Here is a 20,099-nt window from a genome sequence, read left to right as displayed (position 1 = left end):
ATACAACAATGTCCAAGAAGATCTTCGTTACCGATACCATCCTGCGCGACGCTCACCAATCGCTGCTCGCCACCCGCATGCGCACCGAAGACATGCTGCCGATCTGCGACAAGCTCGACAAAGTCGGCTACTGGTCGCTGGAGTGCTGGGGCGGCGCGACGTTCGATGCCTGTGTGCGCTTTCTGAAAGAAGACCCGTGGGAGCGTTTGCGCCAACTGCGCGCGGCGTTGCCTAACACCCGTCTGCAAATGCTTCTGCGCGGGCAGAACCTGCTGGGCTACCGCCACTACAGCGACGACGTGGTCAAAGCTTTCGTCGCCAAGGCTGCGGTGAATGGTATCGACGTGTTCCGCATCTTCGACGCAATGAATGATGTGCGTAACCTGCGCGTAGCGATCGAAGCGGTGAAGGCTGCCGGCAAACATGCTCAGGGCACCATCGCCTACACCACCAGCCCGGTGCACACCATCGACGCTTTCGTCACCCAGGCCAAGCAAATGGAAGCCATGGGTTGCGACTCGGTGGCAATCAAGGACATGGCCGGTCTGCTGACCCCGTACGCCACCGGTGAACTGGTTCGCGCACTGAAAGCCGAGCAGTCGCTGCCGGTGTTCATCCATTCGCACGACACTGCCGGTCTGGCGAGCATGTGCCAGCTCAAGGCCATCGAAAACGGCGCCGACCACATTGACACCGCGATCTCCAGCTTCGCTTCGGGCACCAGCCATCCGGGCACCGAGTCGATGGTCGCTGCGCTCAAGGGCACCGAGTACGACACCGGTCTGAACCTCGAACTGCTGCAGGAAATCGGCCTGTACTTCTACGCCGTGCGCAAGAAGTATCACCAGTTCGAAAGCGAATTCACTGCCGTCGACACCCGCGTGCAAGTCAACCAGGTGCCGGGCGGGATGATCTCCAACCTCGCCAACCAGTTGAAAGAGCAGGGCGCGTTGAACCGCATGGGCGAAGTGCTGGCGGAAATCCCGCGGGTGCGTGAAGACCTTGGTTTCCCGCCGTTGGTGACCCCGACTTCGCAGATCGTCGGCACTCAGGCGTTCTTCAACGTGCTGGCCGGCGAACGCTACAAGACCATCACCAACGAGGTGAAGCTGTACCTGCAGGGCGGTTACGGCAAGGCGCCGGGCGTGGTCAACGAGAAGCTGCGTCGTCAGGCGATCGGCAGCGAAGAAGTCATCGACGTGCGGCCAGCCGATCTGCTCAAGCCGGAAATGACCAAGCTGCGTACCGACATCGGCGCATTGGCCAAGTCGGAAGAAGACGTGCTGACCTTCGCGATGTTCCCGGATATTGGTCGCAAGTTCCTCGAAGAGCGTGCCGCCGGCACTCTCGTGCCGGAAGTGTTGCTGCCGATTCCTGAAGCGGGTGGTGTGACGAAGGCGGGCGGCGAAGGCGTGCCGACCGAGTTTGTCATCGACGTCCACGGCGAAACCTACCGCGTCGACATCACCGGTGTCGGTGTGAAGGCCGAAGGCAAGCGTCACTTCTACCTGTCCATCGACGGCATGCCGGAAGAAGTGGTGTTCGAGCCGCTCAACGAATTCGTCAGCGGTGGCAGCAGCAAACGCAAGCAAGCGTCGGCACCGGGCCATGTCAGCACCACCATGCCAGGCAACATCGTCGATGTGCTGGTCAAGGAAGGCGACACCGTCAAGGCCGGTCAGGCCGTGCTGATCACCGAAGCGATGAAGATGGAAACCGAAGTCCAGGCAGCGATTGCCGGCAAGGTCACTGCCATCCACGTCGCCAAGGGTGACCGGGTGAATCCGGGTGAAATCCTGATCGAGATCGAAGGCTGAGATAACCGCCGCGATCCAACGTTTTAAACCTCGGGGGGGCATGTGCTCCCCTTTTTTTCGCCTGCAATTTACCTGCGAGGCCCTCTGTAGGAGTGAGCATGCTCGCGATAGCGGTAGATCAGTCGACATATGCAGAGACCGATACCCTCTATCGCGAGCAGGCGCACTCCAACAGGGGGGCTCAACTCATCAGAACGCCATACGCCATTGACCCATCACGCCGTAGCTGCGGCTGTCGCTGCCGGCCTCGCCAGTGATGCCGACTCCCAGGGTGTGGCGCGCGGACAGGCTCAGGTCGAGACCGGCATCGAGCAGCGCGCTATTGCGATCCATCTCGGCACCGATCACCTCAAAGCTTTTTCCGCCCTTCACCAGTTGCTGACGTGTTGTGTTGTCCACCTCGCCGTAGGTGTGTTTGACGCTGGCGCTGAGACGCGGCGTCAGTTGCATGCCGTTGGCCAAGTGACTGGTTTTCGCCAGGCGCAGGCCAACGCTGCTGCTCGGATTCGCCCGGGTCTGGCCCTCGACGTGCAGCGCCGCATCGCCACCTTTCTCGGTGTATCCGTCTCGCTGGTAACGCTGATAACCAACGCTGGCGAACGGTTCGATGCTGACGTTGCCATGGCCCAGGTTGTAGCCGACTTCGGCAAACAGCTGCTGGGTATTGGCGTCGTAGCTGCTCTTGAGCCGGTCGCTGAAACCATTGAAGGTGACATGCCGTTTGCCGCTGCCATCGTGCCTGCCATAAGAAGCGCCCAACCGCAGGGCGAACGGCCCATCCTGGCGCAGGGCGTAGGCACCGAGGTGCCAGCTGTCGAGATCGCCATCGAACAGCCGGGCATCGAACCGGGTTTGCGCTTTTGCGCCCATCAGGCCGACATGCCACTGCTCGTCGAGTTGCCAGTCGGCACCCAGAACCAGACCTTGGGTGGAGTGTTTCAACGTACTGTCGAAGTCACGATCAACCTTGCCTCCGTGCCCCAGCGCTTGCAGCCAGACCCGCCCGGTACCTTCATCGCCCGCCGCCAGGCGCGGCGCATTTCCCGTCCCCTGCGCAGCCGTGCGCTTGTCCAGCTGCTGCATCGCCGAGAGCATGCTGGCGCTGACCGGATTGACGCTGCTCAACGTGGCTTTGGCGAGGTTGGCGTTGCTACCGGCGGCCAACTGTTCCAGCGCCACGTTGGCCGTTGGCTTGTCGGCACCCAGCAGGGCAGTGACAACCATGCTGGGTGCAGCGGACGCAATAATGGCTTTCGCAGACTCACCAGAGGCCTCAGGCTTTTGAGGTTGCTGAGGTTGCTGAGGTTGCTGAGGTTGCTGAGGTTGCTGAGGTTGCTGAGGTTGCTGAGGTTGCTGAGGTTGCTGAGGTTGCTGAGGTTGCTGAGGTTGCTGAGGTTGCTGAGGTTGCTGAGGTTGCTGAGGTTGCTGAGGTTGCTGAGGCGAGGAAGAGGGCTCGTTGATGCTTTGAGCGAGCGCCTGGCTATTCTCCGTGGTCGCAAGATTTTCAAGTGGTATGTCGTTACGGGTGTAGAGCAAGCCTACGCGTTGTGCTTCGTAATGCAGTGTGGGAGTCATGAACGCCAGATCGTTTTCGACGGTGCCGAACTGCCCTTCAACCTTTCCCGCCTCAAGAATGGTGTGTTGACTGCTTTGCGGATAATCGCCGGCGGTCACCAGCTTCAGGGTGGCGTCGCCCAGATGGGCAGTGCCTTTGACGAACACGGTCGGGCTATTACCGGAGGCTTCCACGGCATAAGCCAGTACGGCGGTGCGGGAAAGACTCAGGTCTCCCGCGACTTTGGGCGCGCCGTATACATCGTCGACGCTCATGCGTCCGTATACGTTCAAATGGTTCACCGCGCCACTGCCGGCAAAGTGGCCGTTCTCATGGACATTCACAATGCCGTCAATGAGGCCCTGATTGGTCAGGTCTCCTCCTGACTCGACAGCAGCGCCGCCGCTGATCGCACCTTTGTTGATCAGGATGCCCTCGGTCATTGCCGTGCCGAGAATATGCCCGTCGTTGACCAGCAAGGCCCTCGGATGAACCAGTACCCCTAGGCTGAAATCACCTGGTCCGTTGCGTGTCCAGCTCCCGCGCCTGACCTCCAACCCGCTGAAGTTACGGGTTTCACCCAGCGTGCCTTTCTTGTTCGCGTCGAGTTGCAGCAGGTTTTCGCCTCCGCCACCATCGACCAGTCCGGCGAAACTGCCACGTGATTGCACTGTGACAAGGTCGTTGCGCCCATCGAGTGCCAGAGCCACACCATCCTGCGCCGTATAGGCTTTGCTGACCTTCAGTTGAACGGTGTCTGGATGATGGGTGAAAGCATCGATCGCTGACTTGAGTGCTTCTGGAGGGGCGGACGAGGTGTCTTGAATGTCGAGCGGTGCCTCCTGAGCCATGGATAGATCAGTGCATCCCAGTGCCAGGGCAATGGCCAGTGTCAGGTGTGTAGGTCGATAGTGGAATTGAACGGGCATCGAGTTCAGCCTCTCGTGGAAGGAGGCCAAACTCTAAGTTGGCGCCGGCAGACGCCGATGTCAGCTGGTTCGCACGGTGCTGCGGGCTGCGTCGGTTTGATCTGCGGAAAAGGGCAGCCCGGCGCAGAATTTCCGATCACATCTTCCCGATCCGTCGTCCTTTCCTACAGGTTGTGTCGCCGCTAGCCGCTGGTAATGATCAGAAACTCATCTGCCACTGTCCGATCAGCCCGTGATTGCGGCTGTTGCTGCGGATCTCGCCGTAGGTGTGTTTCCAGCCAACCGTCATGCCTGGCACCAGGCTCATGCCGTTGCTCAGGCTGCTGTCGGATCTACTCAGCTGCGACGCACGTAAGCCTTGCCGTAATGGCGCTCCATCCGTGCCTGGATCAATTCCAGACCGATCGACATCAGCCAGTAAATGAGCGCCGCTGTGGTCAGCATCTCGATGTAGCGGTAGCTCGAGCGCCCGTAGGACTGGGCCAGGAACATCACTTCCCACACACCCATCACCGAGATCAGTGACGAGTCCTTGAGCATCGAGATGAACTGGTTGGTGGTCGGTGGGATGATGGTGCGCATGGCCTGGGGCAGGGTGATGCGCCAGAAGATCACGCTCTCGCGCATGCCCAGCGCCAACGAGGCTTCGCGCTGACCATAGGGCACGCCGAGGATGCCGGCGCGGAAGATCTCACTGAGGTACGCGCCATAGTTCAGCGACAGGGCAATGATCCCGGCCACCACCGCGCCGGGCACCACGCCCAGTTGTGGCAGACCGAGGTAGATCAGCAGGATCTGGATCAGCAACGGCGTGCCGCGAAAGAACGAGGTGTAGAAGCTGGCAATGCCGAATGCCACGGCGCTTTTCGACAGGCGTGCCAGAGCGGTGACGAAGCCCAGCAATGACGAGGCGACGATGGCGCAGGCACACAGAAACAAGGTCAGCGCTGCGCCCTGCAAAAAGCCGTTGGGTGCCAGGTGCACGCCAAGCAGGTTCGGCAATTTGTCGAGGATGATCGAGAGCTTCAGGTCGAAGCTCAGGAAAAAACCGGCAAACAGGCTGAACATCGCCGCCCACGTCAGGTACAGGCGCGTGCGGAAACCGAACAGCCGTTGCAGGCGCGATTCAGCCACCGGTTGTGGCGGCTGTGGAGGGGTCGGGAAGGCAGTCATTGGCTGATATCGGCGCCGATCCATTTCTGCGACAGCTTGCTCAGCGTGCCGTCCTGTTTCAGTTGCGCAAACACCTCGCGCACCTTGGCGTCCCATTGCGCGTCACCCTTTTCAATGGCGACCGAGTTGGGTTCCGAGTACAGCGGCGCGCCGGCCAGTTTGAAACGCTGGTCCTGATTCAGGCGCGGCTGCGCGGTCACCAGGTTGGTGAGGATTGCATCCAGGCGCACACCGGCACCCAGGCCCAGATCCTGAAAGGCAACGTTGTCGGTATCGTACGGGGCGATCTGCACATCCTCGAACGGGTATTGCAGACGCGTGTCTTCGGCGCCTTCGATGATCAGGTTCTTGTTCAGGTAACTTTCGTAGCTGGAGGCGCTGGTCAGGCCGACTTTCTTGCCGCTCAGGTCCTTGGCGCCGTGGATGCGATCGTCCTTGGCGTTGACCACGATCACTGCCGGTGAGGCGTAATACTCGACCGGGAAGTCGAACACTTCGGCGCGGGCCTTGCTCGGGGTCATGGAGCAGATGCAGATGTCATAGCGCCCGCTCCAGCGGCCGGCGGCAATAACGTCCCAGGACGGTGTTTCCAGGCGCAGCTTGACCCCGAGTTTATCCGCCACGGCTTTGGCGACGTCCACATCGAAACCGTCGAGCTGATTCTGGTCATTGAGGAACGAGAAGGGCGGGTAGCTTTCCATCAGCACGCCGACCAGTTGTTTTTTCTGTTCGACGCGGTCGAGTGTGGCGCCGCCGAAGGCTTGAGTGGAGGCGGCCAGAATCGTCAGGCCCAGGGCCAGTAGCGGTTGAAGTTTCACAGTCGACACCTGAAAAAAAGGGGTTGTTATTAACCGAATGGTGCGTATTAAATAGTTATAAGAACTACTCTGGTAGTGAGCAATTTTCATAAGCTTATGAGTGAAACGCATATGGGCACAGCAAGCGCGGTAATTCTTGATGGCGGCATGGGCCGTGAGTTGCAGCGCGCCGGCGCACCGTTCAGGCAGCCCGAGTGGTCGGCGCTGGCTTTGATCGAGGCGCCGCAAGCGGTTGAAGCAGTACACGCCGCCTACATCGCCAGTGGCGCCAACGTGATCACCAGCAACAGTTATGCAGTGGTGCCGTTTCACATTGGCGAAGCGCGGTTTGCTGCTGAAGGTGAGGCACTGGCGGCGTTGGCCGGTGAGTTGGCGCAGCGTGCGGTGCAGGCATCGGGCAAAGCGGTGCGAGTGGCAGGTTCGTTGCCGCCGCTGTTCGGGTCTTATCGTCCGGACCTGTTCGAGGCGTCGCGGGTGAACGAGTTGCTGGCGCCACTGGTGAACGGCCTGGCGCCCCATGTCGACCTGTGGCTGGCGGAAACCCAGAGTTCGATCATCGAGGCGCGATCGATCCGTGCCGGTCTGCCGAAGGACGGCAAGCCGTTCTGGCTGTCGTTTACGCTGAAGGACGAAGATACCGATGAGGTGCCGCGTCTGCGTTCCGGTGAACCGGTGGCCGAAGCAGCGGCGGTGGCGGCGGAGTTGGGCGTGGAGACGCTGCTGTTCAACTGCAGCCAGCCGGAAGTGATCGGCGCGGCGATTGATGCGGCGCGCGACACCTTCGAACGTTTGGGCGTGCAGATTCACATTGGCGCGTATGCCAATGCGTTTCCGCCACAACCGAAGGAGGCGACGGCCAACGACGGCCTCGACCCGTTGCGTGAGGATCTGGATCCGCCGGGGTATCTGCATTGGGCGCAGGACTGGCAGCAGCGCGGCGCCAGCCATTTGGGCGGCTGCTGCGGGATCGGTCCGGAACACATTGCGGTGCTTGCGCAAAAGCTCGCTTGAACAAAAATCAAAGGATCGCAGCCTGCGATCCTTTGATTACAGACTCAGGAACGGCACTCGACCAACCCTTTCACCTGCCCGGTCGGCGTCTGGTTTTCATCACTCAACCAGCGTTCGAACCCTGCCGCAATCGCTGGCCACTCCGAATCCAGAATCGAGAACCACGCGGTATCGCGGTTCTGGCCCTTGACTACCATGTGCTGGCGGAACACGCCTTCGAAGCTGAAGCCCAGGCGCTCGGCGGCGTATTTGGAGCGGGCGTTGCCGTTGTTACATTTCCATTCCAGGCGACGGTAACCCAAGGCGAACGCATATTTGGCGAGCAGGTATACCGCCTCGGTGCTTTTCGGTGAACGCTGCATCGGTGCACCAAAGGTGACGTGGCCGATTTCGATGCGGCCCTGGGCCGGGACAATCGACATCAGGCTCAGAATGCCTTGCACCTGACCCGTGGTGCGGTCGACGACGCTGAAGAAATACGGATCGCTGCTGGCCGCATGGTTGTTCAGCCAGTCATTGAAAACGCTGCGTTGCGGAAACGGTCCGTAGGGCAAATAGTCCCAGAGCTTCGGGTCGGCACCGGGGCCTTCGAGGGCGTTGAACAGCTCGTCCTCGTGGCACGCCGGGTCGAGTCGTTCGAGGCGAATGAAGCGTCCTTCAAGCAGGGTGGCGGTGGGGGCGGGGACGCCTTTCCAGTCGGCCGGTGAAATGCTCATGCGTGCGTCTCCTTAAATGGCTTTGCGAAACTGGATGAATCCCGGGCGCTCGGCGATGCGCTCGTAGAGCTGGATCGCAGTGGCGTTGGTTTCGTGGGTCAGCCAGTGCACTTTGCAGCAGCCGTCAGCCTTGGCCGTGGCGTAAACGTGTTCGATCAGCAGACGGCCGACGCCGGTTCCACGGGTTTGCTCGGCCACCAGCAAGTCCTGCAAGTAGCAGGAGTTTTCGATGCTCCAGTTCGAGCGATGATAGATGTAATGCACCATGCCGACCGCTTTGCCATCGGCCCAGGCCAATGCTGCGTGAGTCGGTTCGCTCGGATCGAGGAAGCGCTGCCAGGTGCTGTCGGTCACCGCGTCCGGCAGTTCGCCGTTGTAGAAACTCAGGTAGGCCTGCCACAACGGCAGCCATGCGGCGTGGTCGGCGGCGCTGACCTGGCGGATGTCGATCTGACTCATGGTGATTTCCTTAGCGCATCAGTTGGGCGAGGGTTTGATCATTGATTTCAGGGCTGGCGGCCAGGCCTTCGCGCACCCCGGCAATGTCTGCGGCGCTGCGGTTCTGGCTGAGTTTGCGCTTGCCTTCGAGACGGTCGATGGGAATGGCAAAACCGACAATCGCTTTAAGCATGCCGTCGATGTAATCGGCGGGCGCGTCATTGACTGACCACGGCTGGGCGCGGCCGGCTTCGTGTCGGTCAGTGAGGGTGCTGACGATGTCGAGCAGGCGTCCGCCGTCGCTGAAGGTTTCGGCGTGGCCATAGGCGTGCACCGCGATGTAGTTCCAGGTCGGCACGACTTTGCCGTGTTCGGCTTTGCTCGGGTAGAAGCCCGGGCTGACGTAGGCATCGGCGCCGGCAAAAATCAGCATGGCCTCGGCACCGTCGCGCAGGTCTTTCCACTGCGGGTTGGCGCGGGCCAGGTGTCCGTACAGCGTGCCGTACTCGCCTTGCTCGCAATGCAGCAGCACCGGCACATGGCTAGCTTGCAGGCCGTTTTCGCCGTGGGTGACCAGAATGGCGAGGCGGCTGGCGAGGATCAGTTCGTGCAGTTGGGACAGTTCTTCGATGGCGAAGGCGCGCGGCGTGTACATGGACAGATTTTCCTTGGCGAATGCCTGCATCCTAGGCAGGCTATTGGTCTGTTGTAAGAGCCATTGATGGCCAATTTCATAGGTCCATTGCCATGCCTGAGCAAACTACCCTGTCGATGCCGTTCAATCCGGCCGGCATTGAACTCGATCGCCGTCAGGGTTTGAGTCGTCAGCTCTACCAGGCTTTGCGTCTGCGCGTACTGGATGGACGTCTGGCCAGCGGCACGCGATTGCCGGCCAGTCGCGATCTGGCGACGGCATTGGCCATCTCTCGCAATAGCGTGGTGCGCGCCTACGATCAGCTGTATGCCGAGGGGTTCATCGAAGGGCGAGTAGGGGACGGCACTTACGTTGCGCAATTACCCCAAGCGCCCAGCTCGCCGAAAAAACTATCCACAAAAGTATCCACAGGGTTTTCAACAGGCTTACCCACAACCTTATCCACAAATTGGCTGGATTTACCTGTAGTTTCATCCAGTAAAGTTATCCACAGCGATACGTTTGCGCGTATCGAAAAGAACCATTTGGCCCTGCCTCCGAGTGGTCCGCCGCGTGCTTTTCGAGTCGGTGTGCCAGCCTTTGATCTGTTTCCTTTTGAGGTCTGGGCCAAGCTCAATGCGGCTTTCTGGCGAAAACCGGATTTACAGCAACTGTGCTACGGCGATCCGGCAGGCGACGCGCGACTGCGCGGCATGATCGCCGCCTACTTGCGCAGTTCGCGCGGCATGCAGTGTTCTGCTGAGCAAATTGTGATCACCAGTGGTGCGCAACAGGGTATTAGCCTTTGTGCACAGCTGCTGGTGGCTCCGGGCGATGCGGTCGGGATAGAAAATCCGGGATACCGGGCCGCCGGCCACGCCTTCGCAGTGGCTGGCGGTCGTTTGCACGGCGTGCCGGTGGATGACGAGGGCATCGATTGTCGGGCATTGGCTGAAGTTGCCGACTGCCGGCTGGCCTATGTCACCCCCTCTCACCAGTACCCGACCGGGGTGGTCATGAGCCTGGCGCGCAGGCTGGAACTGCTGGCCTGGGCTGAGCGAAGTCAGGGCTGGATCATCGAAGACGACTACGACGGCGAGTATCGCTACAGCGGTGCACCACTGGCCCCGCTGGCGGCGCTGGATCGGCAAGGCCGTGTGCTTTACGTCGGGACCTTCGGCAAGGTGGCGTTCCCGGCATTGCGCCTGGGGTATCTGGTGTTGCCGGCCGGGCTGGTCGAAGCTTTCGCAAGGCGGCGAGCGGTGGACGTGCGTCATTCCGAAGTGAGCACTCAGGCGGTGATGGCTGAATTCATGGCCGCTGGGCATTTTCAGCGACACATCCGACGCATGCGCCGTGCCGCCCTGAGCCGGCGCAACTGCCTGTTGGCGCATTGGCCGGGAAATATCGCCGGCGTTGGCAGCTTGCCGGCGGTGGCCGCAGGCTTGCACCTGACGGTGCCGGTGGCAAGCGTTGCCCGCGAACGCGAGCTGATTGCCCAGGCCGAACAGGTGGGCGTCGAGGTCAACGGCCTGAGCAGCTATTGGTTACCCGACTCGCCTCGGCCAGCGCAGCAGTGCGCCGGGTTGGTACTGGGCTTCGCCGCTGTGCCGGAGCCGCAAATTGAAGCGGCTCTGGCACGCTTGCGCAGTGTCTGGTGTGAGTGATCGCGTCGGCGTTTTTATACTACTGCGGGGCCAGCATGTTGCGGATGGAGAAACAGATCCCGTACCGCTGGAGTGACGATCCGGCGCAGCAGATTATCCACCGCATCGAAGTGCTCCAGGTCTTGACGCGATTTGCTCGACAGATTTTGCAGATAACTGTCGGCAAATTTCAGATGCGCGGCAGTGAACTGCTCATCCGGATCAGCCAGATTGTTGTAATGGAAGTGCGCGACCCATAGGGTTTTGTTCTGGCGGCTGACGTCGAGGACCCGATACTCCTGAAAAAAATCTTTGCGTTGTTTCGTGCGAATGCGGCCACGTTCGTCTCTGACGATCTGCACCAGATTGTGTTCGTGCAACCATTGCAGATAGCTTTCTCGCGGACGGCGTCCGGTTAGCATACTGCCGTAGACACTGATGCCTTCGCGGCGCAAACGTGTCGCTGCTGTGCGCAGTTCGGCACTCAGGGTTGCAATCGGAAAATCGGCACGTCTGCGCGCGAATATTTCATCAACACTCAGCGCCGCCTGATCGAGGCGAGTGGCCTGTTGATCGAACAGATCCTTCATGTCGGCCGGAATTCGCGAGGGTCGTTGCGCATCGATGCGCAGGCGTTTGATGAACGCTTCAAGCCCGGCGATCATCGACATGGCGTTGTCAACCAGCGGTTCGTCGCCCAGAGCCGCTACGGGTAACAGGCGCCTGGCCGCAGCACGCACGATGGGCATTTGCTCGGCCACCGGTGGTGGCTCGGGAGCCGCCCTGCGAGGTTCGATGACCTGTGGCCGTGCGCGGTTGACCCGACCGACCGCACGTGAAGCCGAGGGGGCCGGTTCGAGTCTGGCCATCGCCGCCACCGGAAGCTCTTCCGGTTCCGGCAATGCCTGGAGCAGGCGCTCACGGGCCAATTCGTGAAACTCGTTCACCAACTGCTGAACCCGCTGGAAACGTTGAGTTTCCAGGTGCGCTGCGGAACTGTCAAAGACCTCTTGCAGGCGCCGCTTGGCATCTGCCAGACGGTCGACCAATGCACTGAGCCTCACCACAGCCAGTGCTTGTGTCTCGGCGGGTTGCGCCGTGTTGCGTCGTTCGATCAAAGCATGTCCGGCGTCGGCCGCGCCCTCGAAAGCCGGCACAATCAACAACCGCAGCGGATCCAGAACGCTGTCCGGTGCCTCGCGCAATGACAGTTCGATGGACATGCCGATTTCATTGGCGTGCAGGTCTCTACGCGAGAAAGAAGGCAGCAGCCTCCTGAGGTCGCCAGCGACTTTCTGAGTGACGCCGGAGTGATGATTCAACCTTTCGATCGAAGCGTGCAGTCGATCGAGGCGCTCGACCATTTCGTCGCTCACGGCGATGGCGTTGCGCGCCGCCGTCATCTGGACCTGGCGTGAACGGGTTTGCGCTGGCTCTGCCGTGTTGAGCTGTGGCAAGACGATTTTTACGTATTCGCGCAGCTTCATGCGCAGCCAGCCGCTGAGGAAGCGGTGCTGTTCGACTGTCATGCGCATCAGTTGCGACTGATAAAACACCCCGGCACCGCCGGCTTCACGCCACTGCTCCAGAGTTGCCAGCGCCCCGGTGTAGGAACTGGCGAGTTCATCGGCCTTGGTGATGTAGAGCGTGATTTCAGCATCGGACATGGGTGTTTGCTCGTCAGCCTCTTCCAGAGGCTTCAAGGCATCGCTCAGGTTGGCCTTGCGGCCGGCTTCCTGTTCGATGAACCGATGCAGTTCTTTCCACGTGTCAGCCTTGCGTTTGGCCTTTTCGCGGCGCAGTGCTTCGATACGTCCGGTCGGCCCACCGCCGCGCAGGCGCAACCGGAGTTCCCAGTGCCAGCGAGCGCCTTTGGTGTCGAAACGGATGCTCAGACCCGGGTGAGCAGGGTCGGCCGGATCAAGCGCGAATACCGGTTCGTCGACTTGTGCGCTGACTTGAAACCAGCGCTCGCCTACCTGGGCGTACAGCTTGCCTGCGGACTCGTAGAGATGCTCGGCATTGGGGCGCGCGCCTTTGGGCAGGGAGGGCTTGGTCACCTTCATATGATCGATGGTTTTCAAAAAAGCGCTTTGCGAGTCGATGCGCGTCAGTGTCGCTGGCGCCAGCAAAGAAAGGTGAGCCTTGGGCAATGGTGTAGTGATGGGCGTGTTGTCATGCGTAATTTTCGGCTCCTTGCGCAGCAGCGGCGCAGGCCGGGGCAATTCGGTGCCAGACGCATGCTTGAGCGCTTTGCTTTCACGCCACGGGTTGAAAAGCCGAAGCCGACGAACAGCGATGCGCTGCCCAAGCAGAATGCCCAGCGTCAGCAGAACATCACCGATCGATGACCATTCAGCGGACGTATCCCCCTGGTCGCGGGCATCCAGCGCCTGCTGGATCTGGCTGATGGTTTGCCAGACCCAGACAGCGGTGCCGGCCGGACCGCTGAGAAAATTGGCCGCGACGCCGAATATCGCCCAGCCGCTGTCTGCCAGGATCGCCCAGCGGCGCTCGGCATTGGAGGTCGACTGGCGATCGGCAAGATCAGCCAGTGCCTGGCTGTGGCTGGTGAACAGGGTCTTGTAGATGTCGCCGCTCATTGGTGTGTCGGCGAGAGTCACGGCCGCCGTCAGGTCAAGGTGGATGAAAGGTTCGAAAGCCAGTTCGGTGATGGTCCAGGGCGAGGGCAGCCCGCTGGAAAAAACGTATTGGGCGTAGTCGAAACTCAAGGATCGGTTGGGCAGCCAGGCCAGTACCGAGTCACGCAGTTCGCCGGATTGGTAGAACGCATACAGCATGTTCTGCGCGGAGGGAAACTGCCGCAACGGTTGATCGAGTAGTGGCCGATAAAGCAGGCAGGGGCCGTCCTTACCCGCAGGTGGCCCGATGATGTACATGTTCGCAACGGTGTCGGGAGTGCTGCCCGGGCGAAAGCGCGGCATAAACGCCAAGGGACGGATTTGCACCGGCCAGTCAGCGACGGCGCGGTTGTCGGCAATCGATTTGATCAACTGGCGAACCTGGCGATAACCCTGCTCGTCGACATCGCCCTGGCGCTTGAGTTTGCATTCCAGCGCCAGCAGCGGCAGCAACAGGGGTAACTGTTGGCAGTAGCGGGTCTGGTAAAGCCGCGCCTGAGACGCATCGTCGATCAAGCTGGTCTTGATCAGTTTCGGATAGTTTTTGCCGATGTCGACCTCGCCTGCCAGGCGCACCAGCAGATCCAGGGTCAGCCAGCCCGGCGTGGGCGCCGCGTCAGCGTAGGCGACCTTGGCGAGGTAGGGTCGGGTGTTATGCAGAGCGAATTCGCCAAGTGTCTGCACGCGAGTGCTGAAAGGATCGGGCAAGGTCAATCCGCCGGCCTCGAAGCTCTGGGTGACGGTGATCCGTAGTTGATCCGGACGCAGTAGCGCAGGCTCTTTGGCGGGCTTGGCGGCGATAATGGCGTCGCGCATTTGCTGCTGGGCATAGTCGGCGATAAGCGCAATCTTGTTGACGTCGAAGGCATCGCTGTCGGCGTCTCTCAGCCTGCCCAGTTCTGTCAGGTAACCGCTGTAGGCCTGGATATCGTCCAGTGATCCGGTAATCAGCCAGTCGGGGATGGCCTCGTCGAGAACCCCGGCACGCGGATCATTGGCTATTTCTTCATGACCGCCGTGCTCTTGGGGGGAAATGAACCTTATCAGCGGCGAGCGGCTCATCGGGTCAAGCGCGTCGATCGAATCGATCTGGCAGCTCACCAGTGCCCGGACCAACGCGTCAAAGATATTGCCATCGGGTTCATACAATCGCCATTTCAAGGTCTGACCACTCAGATCCATGTCGATTCGTTCAGGCAGGGTGGCGCCCAGTTCCGCCAGGGAGCTGAACGATTCAAAGCCTTCATCGATGGTGTACATCGTGACCAGTTCCCGGCTGCCCAGCTTCGCCGTCAACACCAGTGCGCCGGCGACCATCAGGTGGCGGGTCTGATTGCCTTCCGCCAACTCGAAGGCGAAGTCGAGATCGATCAGGCTGGCGCGCACATCCGACAGACCTGCATGCGTTGTTGCGCGCGAAGCCTTGTCCGGAAATGCCGAGACATGACGTGCCAGGCTGCATTCGTTGGCATCCCAGCCTGCGATTGACTGCACATTCAGCGTTGCTTTCAGGGTGTCAGCCAAGTGTTGCCAGCGCGGTACTTGTTCTTCGGTGGCATTCCAGTAGTCCAACTGGCTTTGAGCGAAAGCGAGAAACAATGCCGGCGCGTTTTCATTGAGCATTGTACTGATTGCATCCATACCGACGGGTAAATGGACCGGGTCTTCCATCTCGGGTGCCACCGTCAGAAAGTGTTCGCCTTCTATGTAGTTGGCGGTCTCGCCGGTAAACGCCAGGCGCGCCAGTACGTGGGGCAGTGATTCGAATTGGCTGCTGTGACTGAGCAGTTTTTGCCCTTGCTGATACCAGACAGGCGTCATCAACATGATGTCGTCCGGATCGATCTGCAATTGCGCAAGGGTGGTCTTCAGGGCCTTGCGCAGCATCTCTACAGCAGCCTCTTGCAAGGTCGGCCCGCTGCTGGTCTGTTCCACCAGTCGGCTTTTTTTGAGCAGCGGCGGGGCGATGATCGTTCGGTTGGTTTCACTCATTGGTCAGGCACCGGTTAGAAGGTGGACGGTCGGCAAATGCCGCCTGCCACGGACATTAGCGAGGCGTCCAATAGCGCGGGTGGTAGATATATATAGGATGAAAAAAAGCCCGCACATGGCGGGCGATTGATCCGGTTGAGTGATCAGGAAAAGAACAATGTAGCGGCCTGGGTATGGCTTATGGCGCTGCGGTGGATGGCGATCAATTCCTGATTACTGCGGCCCTCACGCTCGACAAAGGCACCGCCCAGCCGGCGCTGCTCGACGGTTTTCAAATGCGCGGCGGTGAATGACGGCAACGGATCGTCAAGGTTGGCGTAGTGAAAGTGGGCGTACCACAGGACTTTACCGCTCTGTTTGTCGAGAATCGGGTATTCGAGCAGGTAGTCTTTGCGCGGGCCTTTGAGCCGGCGGCGTTCGGTGGATCGAGTAATCGTCACCTCCTGCTTGCTGTACAACCATTCGACTCGCGCAGCAGTCGGCGCCTGTTGTTTGGTGATTTCGATCCGGGCCGCTCGACCTCTGGCATAAAGTGCCGTGGCTTCGCTTTCGAGTTGCTGGCGCACTTCGGTAGCGGAAGCGGTTTTGCTTTCGACGTGATTGCCTGAGGTGAGTGCCTTGTCGATCTTATCCATGGCATCGCGCAGGCGCGTGGCGTGCAGGTAATAGATCTCCTCGATCTCAATGGGATTGCGTTGCGCCCGTGCGATGTGTGACTGGGTGCGCTGCCTGAAGGCTGGCAGTTCGTCGAGTAATTCCCTGGCGCCCTGCAGGCTCTTAGAGAGCCCAGGACCTGGCTTTGGTAATGCGACCGGTTTGGCGGGAACTCTCTCGACCCAGTTGCCCGGGGTTTTCTCGTGAAAGGTAGCAATCACTTTACCGGTCAATGGCGCCACGACGTCGACCAGATCGCCATCCTGCCCACCACCACTGCGCCTGGGCTGACCGACCAGTGTGCCTTTGTAGCGAGTCTTGATGATTTTACGCACCGGCGGCGTCGACGATTTTGATGGCCCGGCAACGGGCTCTACCAGGCGTTGTTCGCGCAACAGGTTGGAAAGCTGCTGTACGGCATCCTGTTGAAATCCGCCGACGTGGCGTTTTACCTGCTCGAGGCGTTCGCTGACCAGATACTGCGGATATTCACTGACAAGGTCGCCAAACCGCTGGTCGATGACGTCGAACTGTTCCACCAGATTGTTCATCGCTTCCACGCGCTCACCGAGCTGGTTGAAACTTTCTTCGGCGCTCAAGTCGAGCACGCTCTGAATGTTCAGAGAGGCATCCTCGACGAGATTTTCCAGGGCGGTACGTGCTGCTTCGCGAGATTCTCCCTCAGCGGCCGACAGACATAGCTCCTGACCCAGAGTGATTTGCAGCAGCTTCAAGTCTTCCAGCGAGAACTTCGGCAGCCTGGCTTTGTAGTGTCGGGCGACATCAACGGCTTCTTTGCCAAGCAGGTTCAACTCGGCGAAACGGGTATGGGCAAATTCGATTTTGTCGATGATGCCCTGCGTCAGGTCAGACATCTTTTCGAAAGGTTCGGAACGGTCTTCTGTGGCTTCGATGGGGTCCTCGTCAAGCAGCTCGAGCGTCTGTGCCAGATTCTCGCGAAAGGCTACGTAGGTCTCATCGATCCAGTTCTGCATGAGGAACAATTGCGAGGAAAGTCGTTCGAGCATTGCGCTGCGATAGTTGGGTACCGCTTCGAGAAGATTCAGTGCCTTCAGGCTGTCGATATGGGGGCTGTACTCCTTTACCTGAGTATCAAGCGTGTCGAGAAACGCCTGACGGGCGCCTTCAGCATCTGGTGCGGTAGCCTCCAGCATGGCTTGTCTTGCGTTGACCATCTCGCTGTGCTTGCCGGCCAGGCCTGCATCGAATACAGCAATGTCGCGTTTTATCTGCCGCAATTGTTCGGCGTTCTGCTTGCGCAGTTTTGCGCGTTGACTGTTGAGGCCGCCGGCGCGCAGACGCAAGCGTAAATCGACAAACCATTGCCCTCGCGCATTGGCGATCAACAGCGGCCCGGTGCGCGTCGGTTGCTGGCGCGTGTCGATGATCTGCACATCTTCATTGTCATTAAGAGCAACTTCGAACCAGCGTTCGCCGACCTCGGCGTACCACTTTTGCCCGGCACTGCAAAGGTGACGGTATGCGCCCTCGGTCGCTGCTGCTGCCAAGGGTTCCGGTCGGCTTACTTTCAGGCTGTCGAGTATCGTGCCCAGGCTCGAGGCTGATTGTTCCAGTGCACCCAGCACGTGCAGCGACAACTCGTGATTGCCTGGCAGTTCAGCGCCACTGATATCCGCGAGGCGACTGAAGCGAATGCTGGCGGGCGCGACAGGTTTACTGCCGGAGGGGATTTTCTCTGGTAGGGCGACAGATGAGGCTCGTTGCGGTTGCTCGCGTGTCGCCGCTCGATGCGCGAGCGCCATACCCAGCGACAGCAGGATGTCGGTCAGTGCGGTCCATGCCACGGGTTGCTGCTGGTTTTGCGCATCGGTGACTTCTTGCAGGTCGTCCATGATTTGCCAGATCCACGCCGCAGTGCCGACGCTACGCCCCAGAAATGGCAGCGCCGCATTGAACAACGCCCAGCCGCCGCGCTTGAGCGTCGCCCAGCGTGCCTCGACATTCGACACGGACACGCGATCGGCCAAGGTGATCAGTGCGTCGGCGTTGGCTTTGAACAGATTTGCCAGTACGTCCGGCTCGATCACGCGGTTACCCAGTGTCACGCCTGCCCGGTTATCTGAAGCCGAACCGGGGTCAATCAACAGTTGCGGCAGGGTCCAGACCGAAGGCAGGCTTCCGGGAAAAACGTATTGCGAATAATCGAAGCGTACGCTGTCCGGCAACCAGGCCAGTACCGACTGGCGCAGAGTGTTCGAATGCTTGAGCGCATACAGCAGATTTGCCTTTGAAGGGTATTGCAGCAGCGGTGCATCGAACAACGGACGATAGAGCAGGCACGGACCCTTGTGCGCATCGCGTGGGCCGATCACGAACATGTTGAGCACGTCGTCCGGGCTCTTGCCGGCCTTGTCGCCGGTGATGAATGCCAGCGGGCGCACGACGATGTCCTCGCCGTCTACGCGTCTGTCTGCCGACTCTGTGGCCAGCGCCGCCACGACGTAGCGATAACCTTGCTCATCAACGCCTGCTTCGCCGCGGATCTTGTGTTGCAGCGCCAGCAACGACAACTCAACGGGCAATTGTCGACTGTAAAGCTGCTGCAGGCGTGCAGCCTGGGTCTTGTCTTTGACCAGGCGTTGCTCAAGCAACTGCGGATAGGTCTTGCCGATATCGACCGCAGTGACCAGGTTTTTCAGGTACGTGGCGGTCATCCATACAGGCACCGGTGTCTTGCTGTTGCGATAGCCCACCGACAGGTCACCGAGTGGCAAACCGGCCAGATTCTGCAGCGCCAGATCGACCACGGACAAGGTCAGGGTCTGCGGCTGCTGCGGTGCGACAAACGTGCCCCAGACCACCACGCTGGTATCGGTTATTTCCACATCCTGCAGCTTGAAGCTCTGGGTCGGAGCTCGGTTGATCGCCTTTCTCAGCTGGTCCAGGGTAAATGTCTGAATGTCGGGAATTTCATTTTGAAACGTCTTCCCCGAACTCTGCTGCTGCACGGCGACCAGATCCAGCAGGTGCCGGCTGTAGCGGGTCTGGTCTGCGGCGCAGGCATTGTCCAGCCAGGACGGCAGGGCGTGTTCGGTGTGGGTGAAGCGGCGGGAAAGGTTTGATTCGCCGGCGGCCGGACTGGCGCCGCTGCCCAGATGGGCGAGAGCAATCGAATCATTACGGCGCTTGAAAAAATCGACCTCACCGATTGCCTGGGCTTCCAGCGCAATCAGTGCGCAGGCTTGTTGATCGAAAAAATTACCTGTTGGCTCGAACAGCCGCCATTGCACGTGGATCGTCTCGGCGCCCGGTTCCAAAGGCCACTGCAACGACTTTTCCAGGTCGGTGAAACTGTCGAAGCATTGGAAACCCTGAGGGACCGAATGCGTGAGGATAATTGTCCGCGCGCCTTTGCTGCCGATCAGAACGGCTGTGTCGAGGACATTGAGATGGGTACGGTCGGTGGTTTCGCCCAGATCAAGATCGATCAGGCAGGTGCGGGTCTGATAGATGTCCTTGAGCGCCCGTGCGGTTTTATCCGGGTTGTTGAAAACGCCAAGCGCCATTGCTCGTTGATCGGCATCCCAACCGTTGTCGGCGCTGACGTTCCACACCTGCTGCAAGGTCTCTGAAAGTTGGTGCCAGCGCGGTACGGAAGGGCTGATGGTTTCGTTCCAGTAGTCGATCTGCTGCTCTTCCAGCGCCGTGAGCAGCAGCGGAGCGAGTTCGTTGAGCAAGGCGCCAATCGCTTTGATGTCTACGGGTAACTGGACGCAAGGCATGACGTCCGGTTGTTCGGTGAGAAAATGTTCGCCGTCCATGAGTGTGATCGCGGTGCCAGACAGGGTCAGCCGCACCAGTGCATCGGTGAGCGACTCGAAATGGTAGGGGCCCGCCACGACTTTGTGTCCGTCGGACCGCCAGGTCGGCGTGGCAATCATTGCCAATGCCGGATCGATGTCCTGTCGCGGGTACGACTTTGCAAGGGCAGGGTGCAAGGCATTCGCGGCCACCTCACTGAGCGAGGGGCCGCTCACCAGTTGGCTGAGTACATCAATGGCGCTGGGCGCCGGTTTTTCTGGCATGACCGTA

General features: G+C 60.1%; 11 protein-coding genes. 3 read left to right on the top strand and 8 right to left on the bottom strand.

Features of this window, described 5'->3' with window-relative positions; all coding sequences use genetic code 11:
- The first annotated feature begins 8 nt into the window (after nucleotides 1–8).
- The gene (gene oadA / locus QMK55_RS13075; protein ID WP_102356661.1) at nucleotides 9–1,817 is read left to right on the top strand and encodes a sodium-extruding oxaloacetate decarboxylase subunit alpha; all 1,809 of its coding nucleotides are present in this window, start codon (nucleotides 9–11) and stop codon (nucleotides 1,815–1,817) included.
- A 189-nt stretch (nucleotides 1,818–2,006) separates the two neighbouring features.
- Here the strand turns inward: oadA and QMK55_RS13070 are convergent, their stop codons facing one another.
- From QMK55_RS13070 to QMK55_RS13060, 3 genes are all read right to left on the bottom strand, one after another.
- Nucleotides 2,007–4,301 carry an autotransporter outer membrane beta-barrel domain-containing protein gene (locus QMK55_RS13070; protein WP_320404482.1) on the bottom strand — a complete coding sequence of 765 codons (2,295 nt, stop codon included), beginning with the start codon at nucleotides 4,299–4,301 and terminating at the stop codon, nucleotides 2,007–2,009.
- Nucleotides 4,302–4,637: 336 nt separating this feature from the next.
- Nucleotides 4,638–5,474 (bottom strand): amino acid ABC transporter permease, encoded by an 837-nt coding sequence (locus QMK55_RS13065; protein WP_102357889.1) that lies wholly within the window; start codon nucleotides 5,472–5,474, stop codon nucleotides 4,638–4,640.
- Nucleotides 5,471–6,292 carry an ABC transporter substrate-binding protein gene (locus QMK55_RS13060; RefSeq protein WP_320329322.1) on the bottom strand — a complete coding sequence of 274 codons (822 nt, stop codon included), beginning with the start codon at nucleotides 6,290–6,292 and terminating at the stop codon, nucleotides 5,471–5,473. The genes QMK55_RS13065 and QMK55_RS13060 overlap by 4 nt, the downstream gene beginning before the upstream one ends.
- 111 nt (nucleotides 6,293–6,403) lie before the next feature.
- Between QMK55_RS13060 and QMK55_RS13055 the strand changes: the two genes are divergently transcribed.
- The gene (locus tag QMK55_RS13055; protein ID WP_102357886.1) at nucleotides 6,404–7,303 is read left to right on the top strand and encodes a homocysteine S-methyltransferase family protein; all 900 of its coding nucleotides are present in this window, start codon (nucleotides 6,404–6,406) and stop codon (nucleotides 7,301–7,303) included.
- 44 nt (nucleotides 7,304–7,347) lie between these two features.
- Here the strand turns inward: QMK55_RS13055 and QMK55_RS13050 are convergent, their stop codons facing one another.
- Genes QMK55_RS13050 through QMK55_RS13040 form a run of 3 tightly spaced genes read right to left on the bottom strand, consistent with a single transcriptional unit; the run spans nucleotide 7,348 to nucleotide 9,112 of the window.
- On the bottom strand, nucleotides 7,348–8,019 hold the full coding sequence (locus tag QMK55_RS13050) for a GNAT family N-acetyltransferase (RefSeq protein ID WP_102357885.1): 672 nt from the start codon (nucleotides 8,017–8,019) through the stop codon (nucleotides 7,348–7,350).
- 12 nt (nucleotides 8,020–8,031) lie between these two features.
- Nucleotides 8,032–8,478, bottom strand: a complete 447-nt coding sequence (locus QMK55_RS13045) for a GNAT family N-acetyltransferase (protein ID WP_102357883.1) — start codon at nucleotides 8,476–8,478, stop codon at nucleotides 8,032–8,034.
- Nucleotides 8,479–8,488: 10 nt separating this feature from the next.
- Nucleotides 8,489–9,112, bottom strand: a complete 624-nt coding sequence (locus QMK55_RS13040; protein WP_102357882.1) for an FMN-binding negative transcriptional regulator — start codon at nucleotides 9,110–9,112, stop codon at nucleotides 8,489–8,491.
- A gap of 92 nt (nucleotides 9,113–9,204) precedes the next feature.
- Between QMK55_RS13040 and QMK55_RS13035 the strand changes: the two genes are divergently transcribed.
- Complete coding sequence (locus tag QMK55_RS13035; protein ID WP_320329321.1) at nucleotides 9,205–10,758, top strand: PLP-dependent aminotransferase family protein; 1,554 nt, start codon at nucleotides 9,205–9,207, stop codon at nucleotides 10,756–10,758.
- A 14-nt stretch (nucleotides 10,759–10,772) separates the two neighbouring features.
- Here the strand turns inward: QMK55_RS13035 and QMK55_RS13030 are convergent, their stop codons facing one another.
- The gene (locus QMK55_RS13030; protein ID WP_320329320.1) at nucleotides 10,773–15,371 is read right to left on the bottom strand and encodes a hypothetical protein; all 4,599 of its coding nucleotides are present in this window, start codon (nucleotides 15,369–15,371) and stop codon (nucleotides 10,773–10,775) included.
- A 143-nt stretch (nucleotides 15,372–15,514) separates the two neighbouring features.
- Nucleotides 15,515–20,092: a dermonecrotic toxin domain-containing protein gene (locus tag QMK55_RS13025; protein ID WP_320329319.1), complete on the bottom strand. Its 4,578-nt coding sequence runs from the start codon at nucleotides 20,090–20,092 to the stop codon at nucleotides 15,515–15,517.
- Nucleotides 20,093–20,099: the final 7 nt, after the last annotated feature.

It is taken from the genome of Pseudomonas sp. P8_229 (assembly GCF_034008635.1).
Classification (GTDB): Bacteria; Pseudomonadota; Gammaproteobacteria; order Pseudomonadales; family Pseudomonadaceae; genus Aquipseudomonas.
Note: the sequence above shows the minus strand (reverse complement) of the source record. Positions and strands in the feature narration are given on the sequence as shown.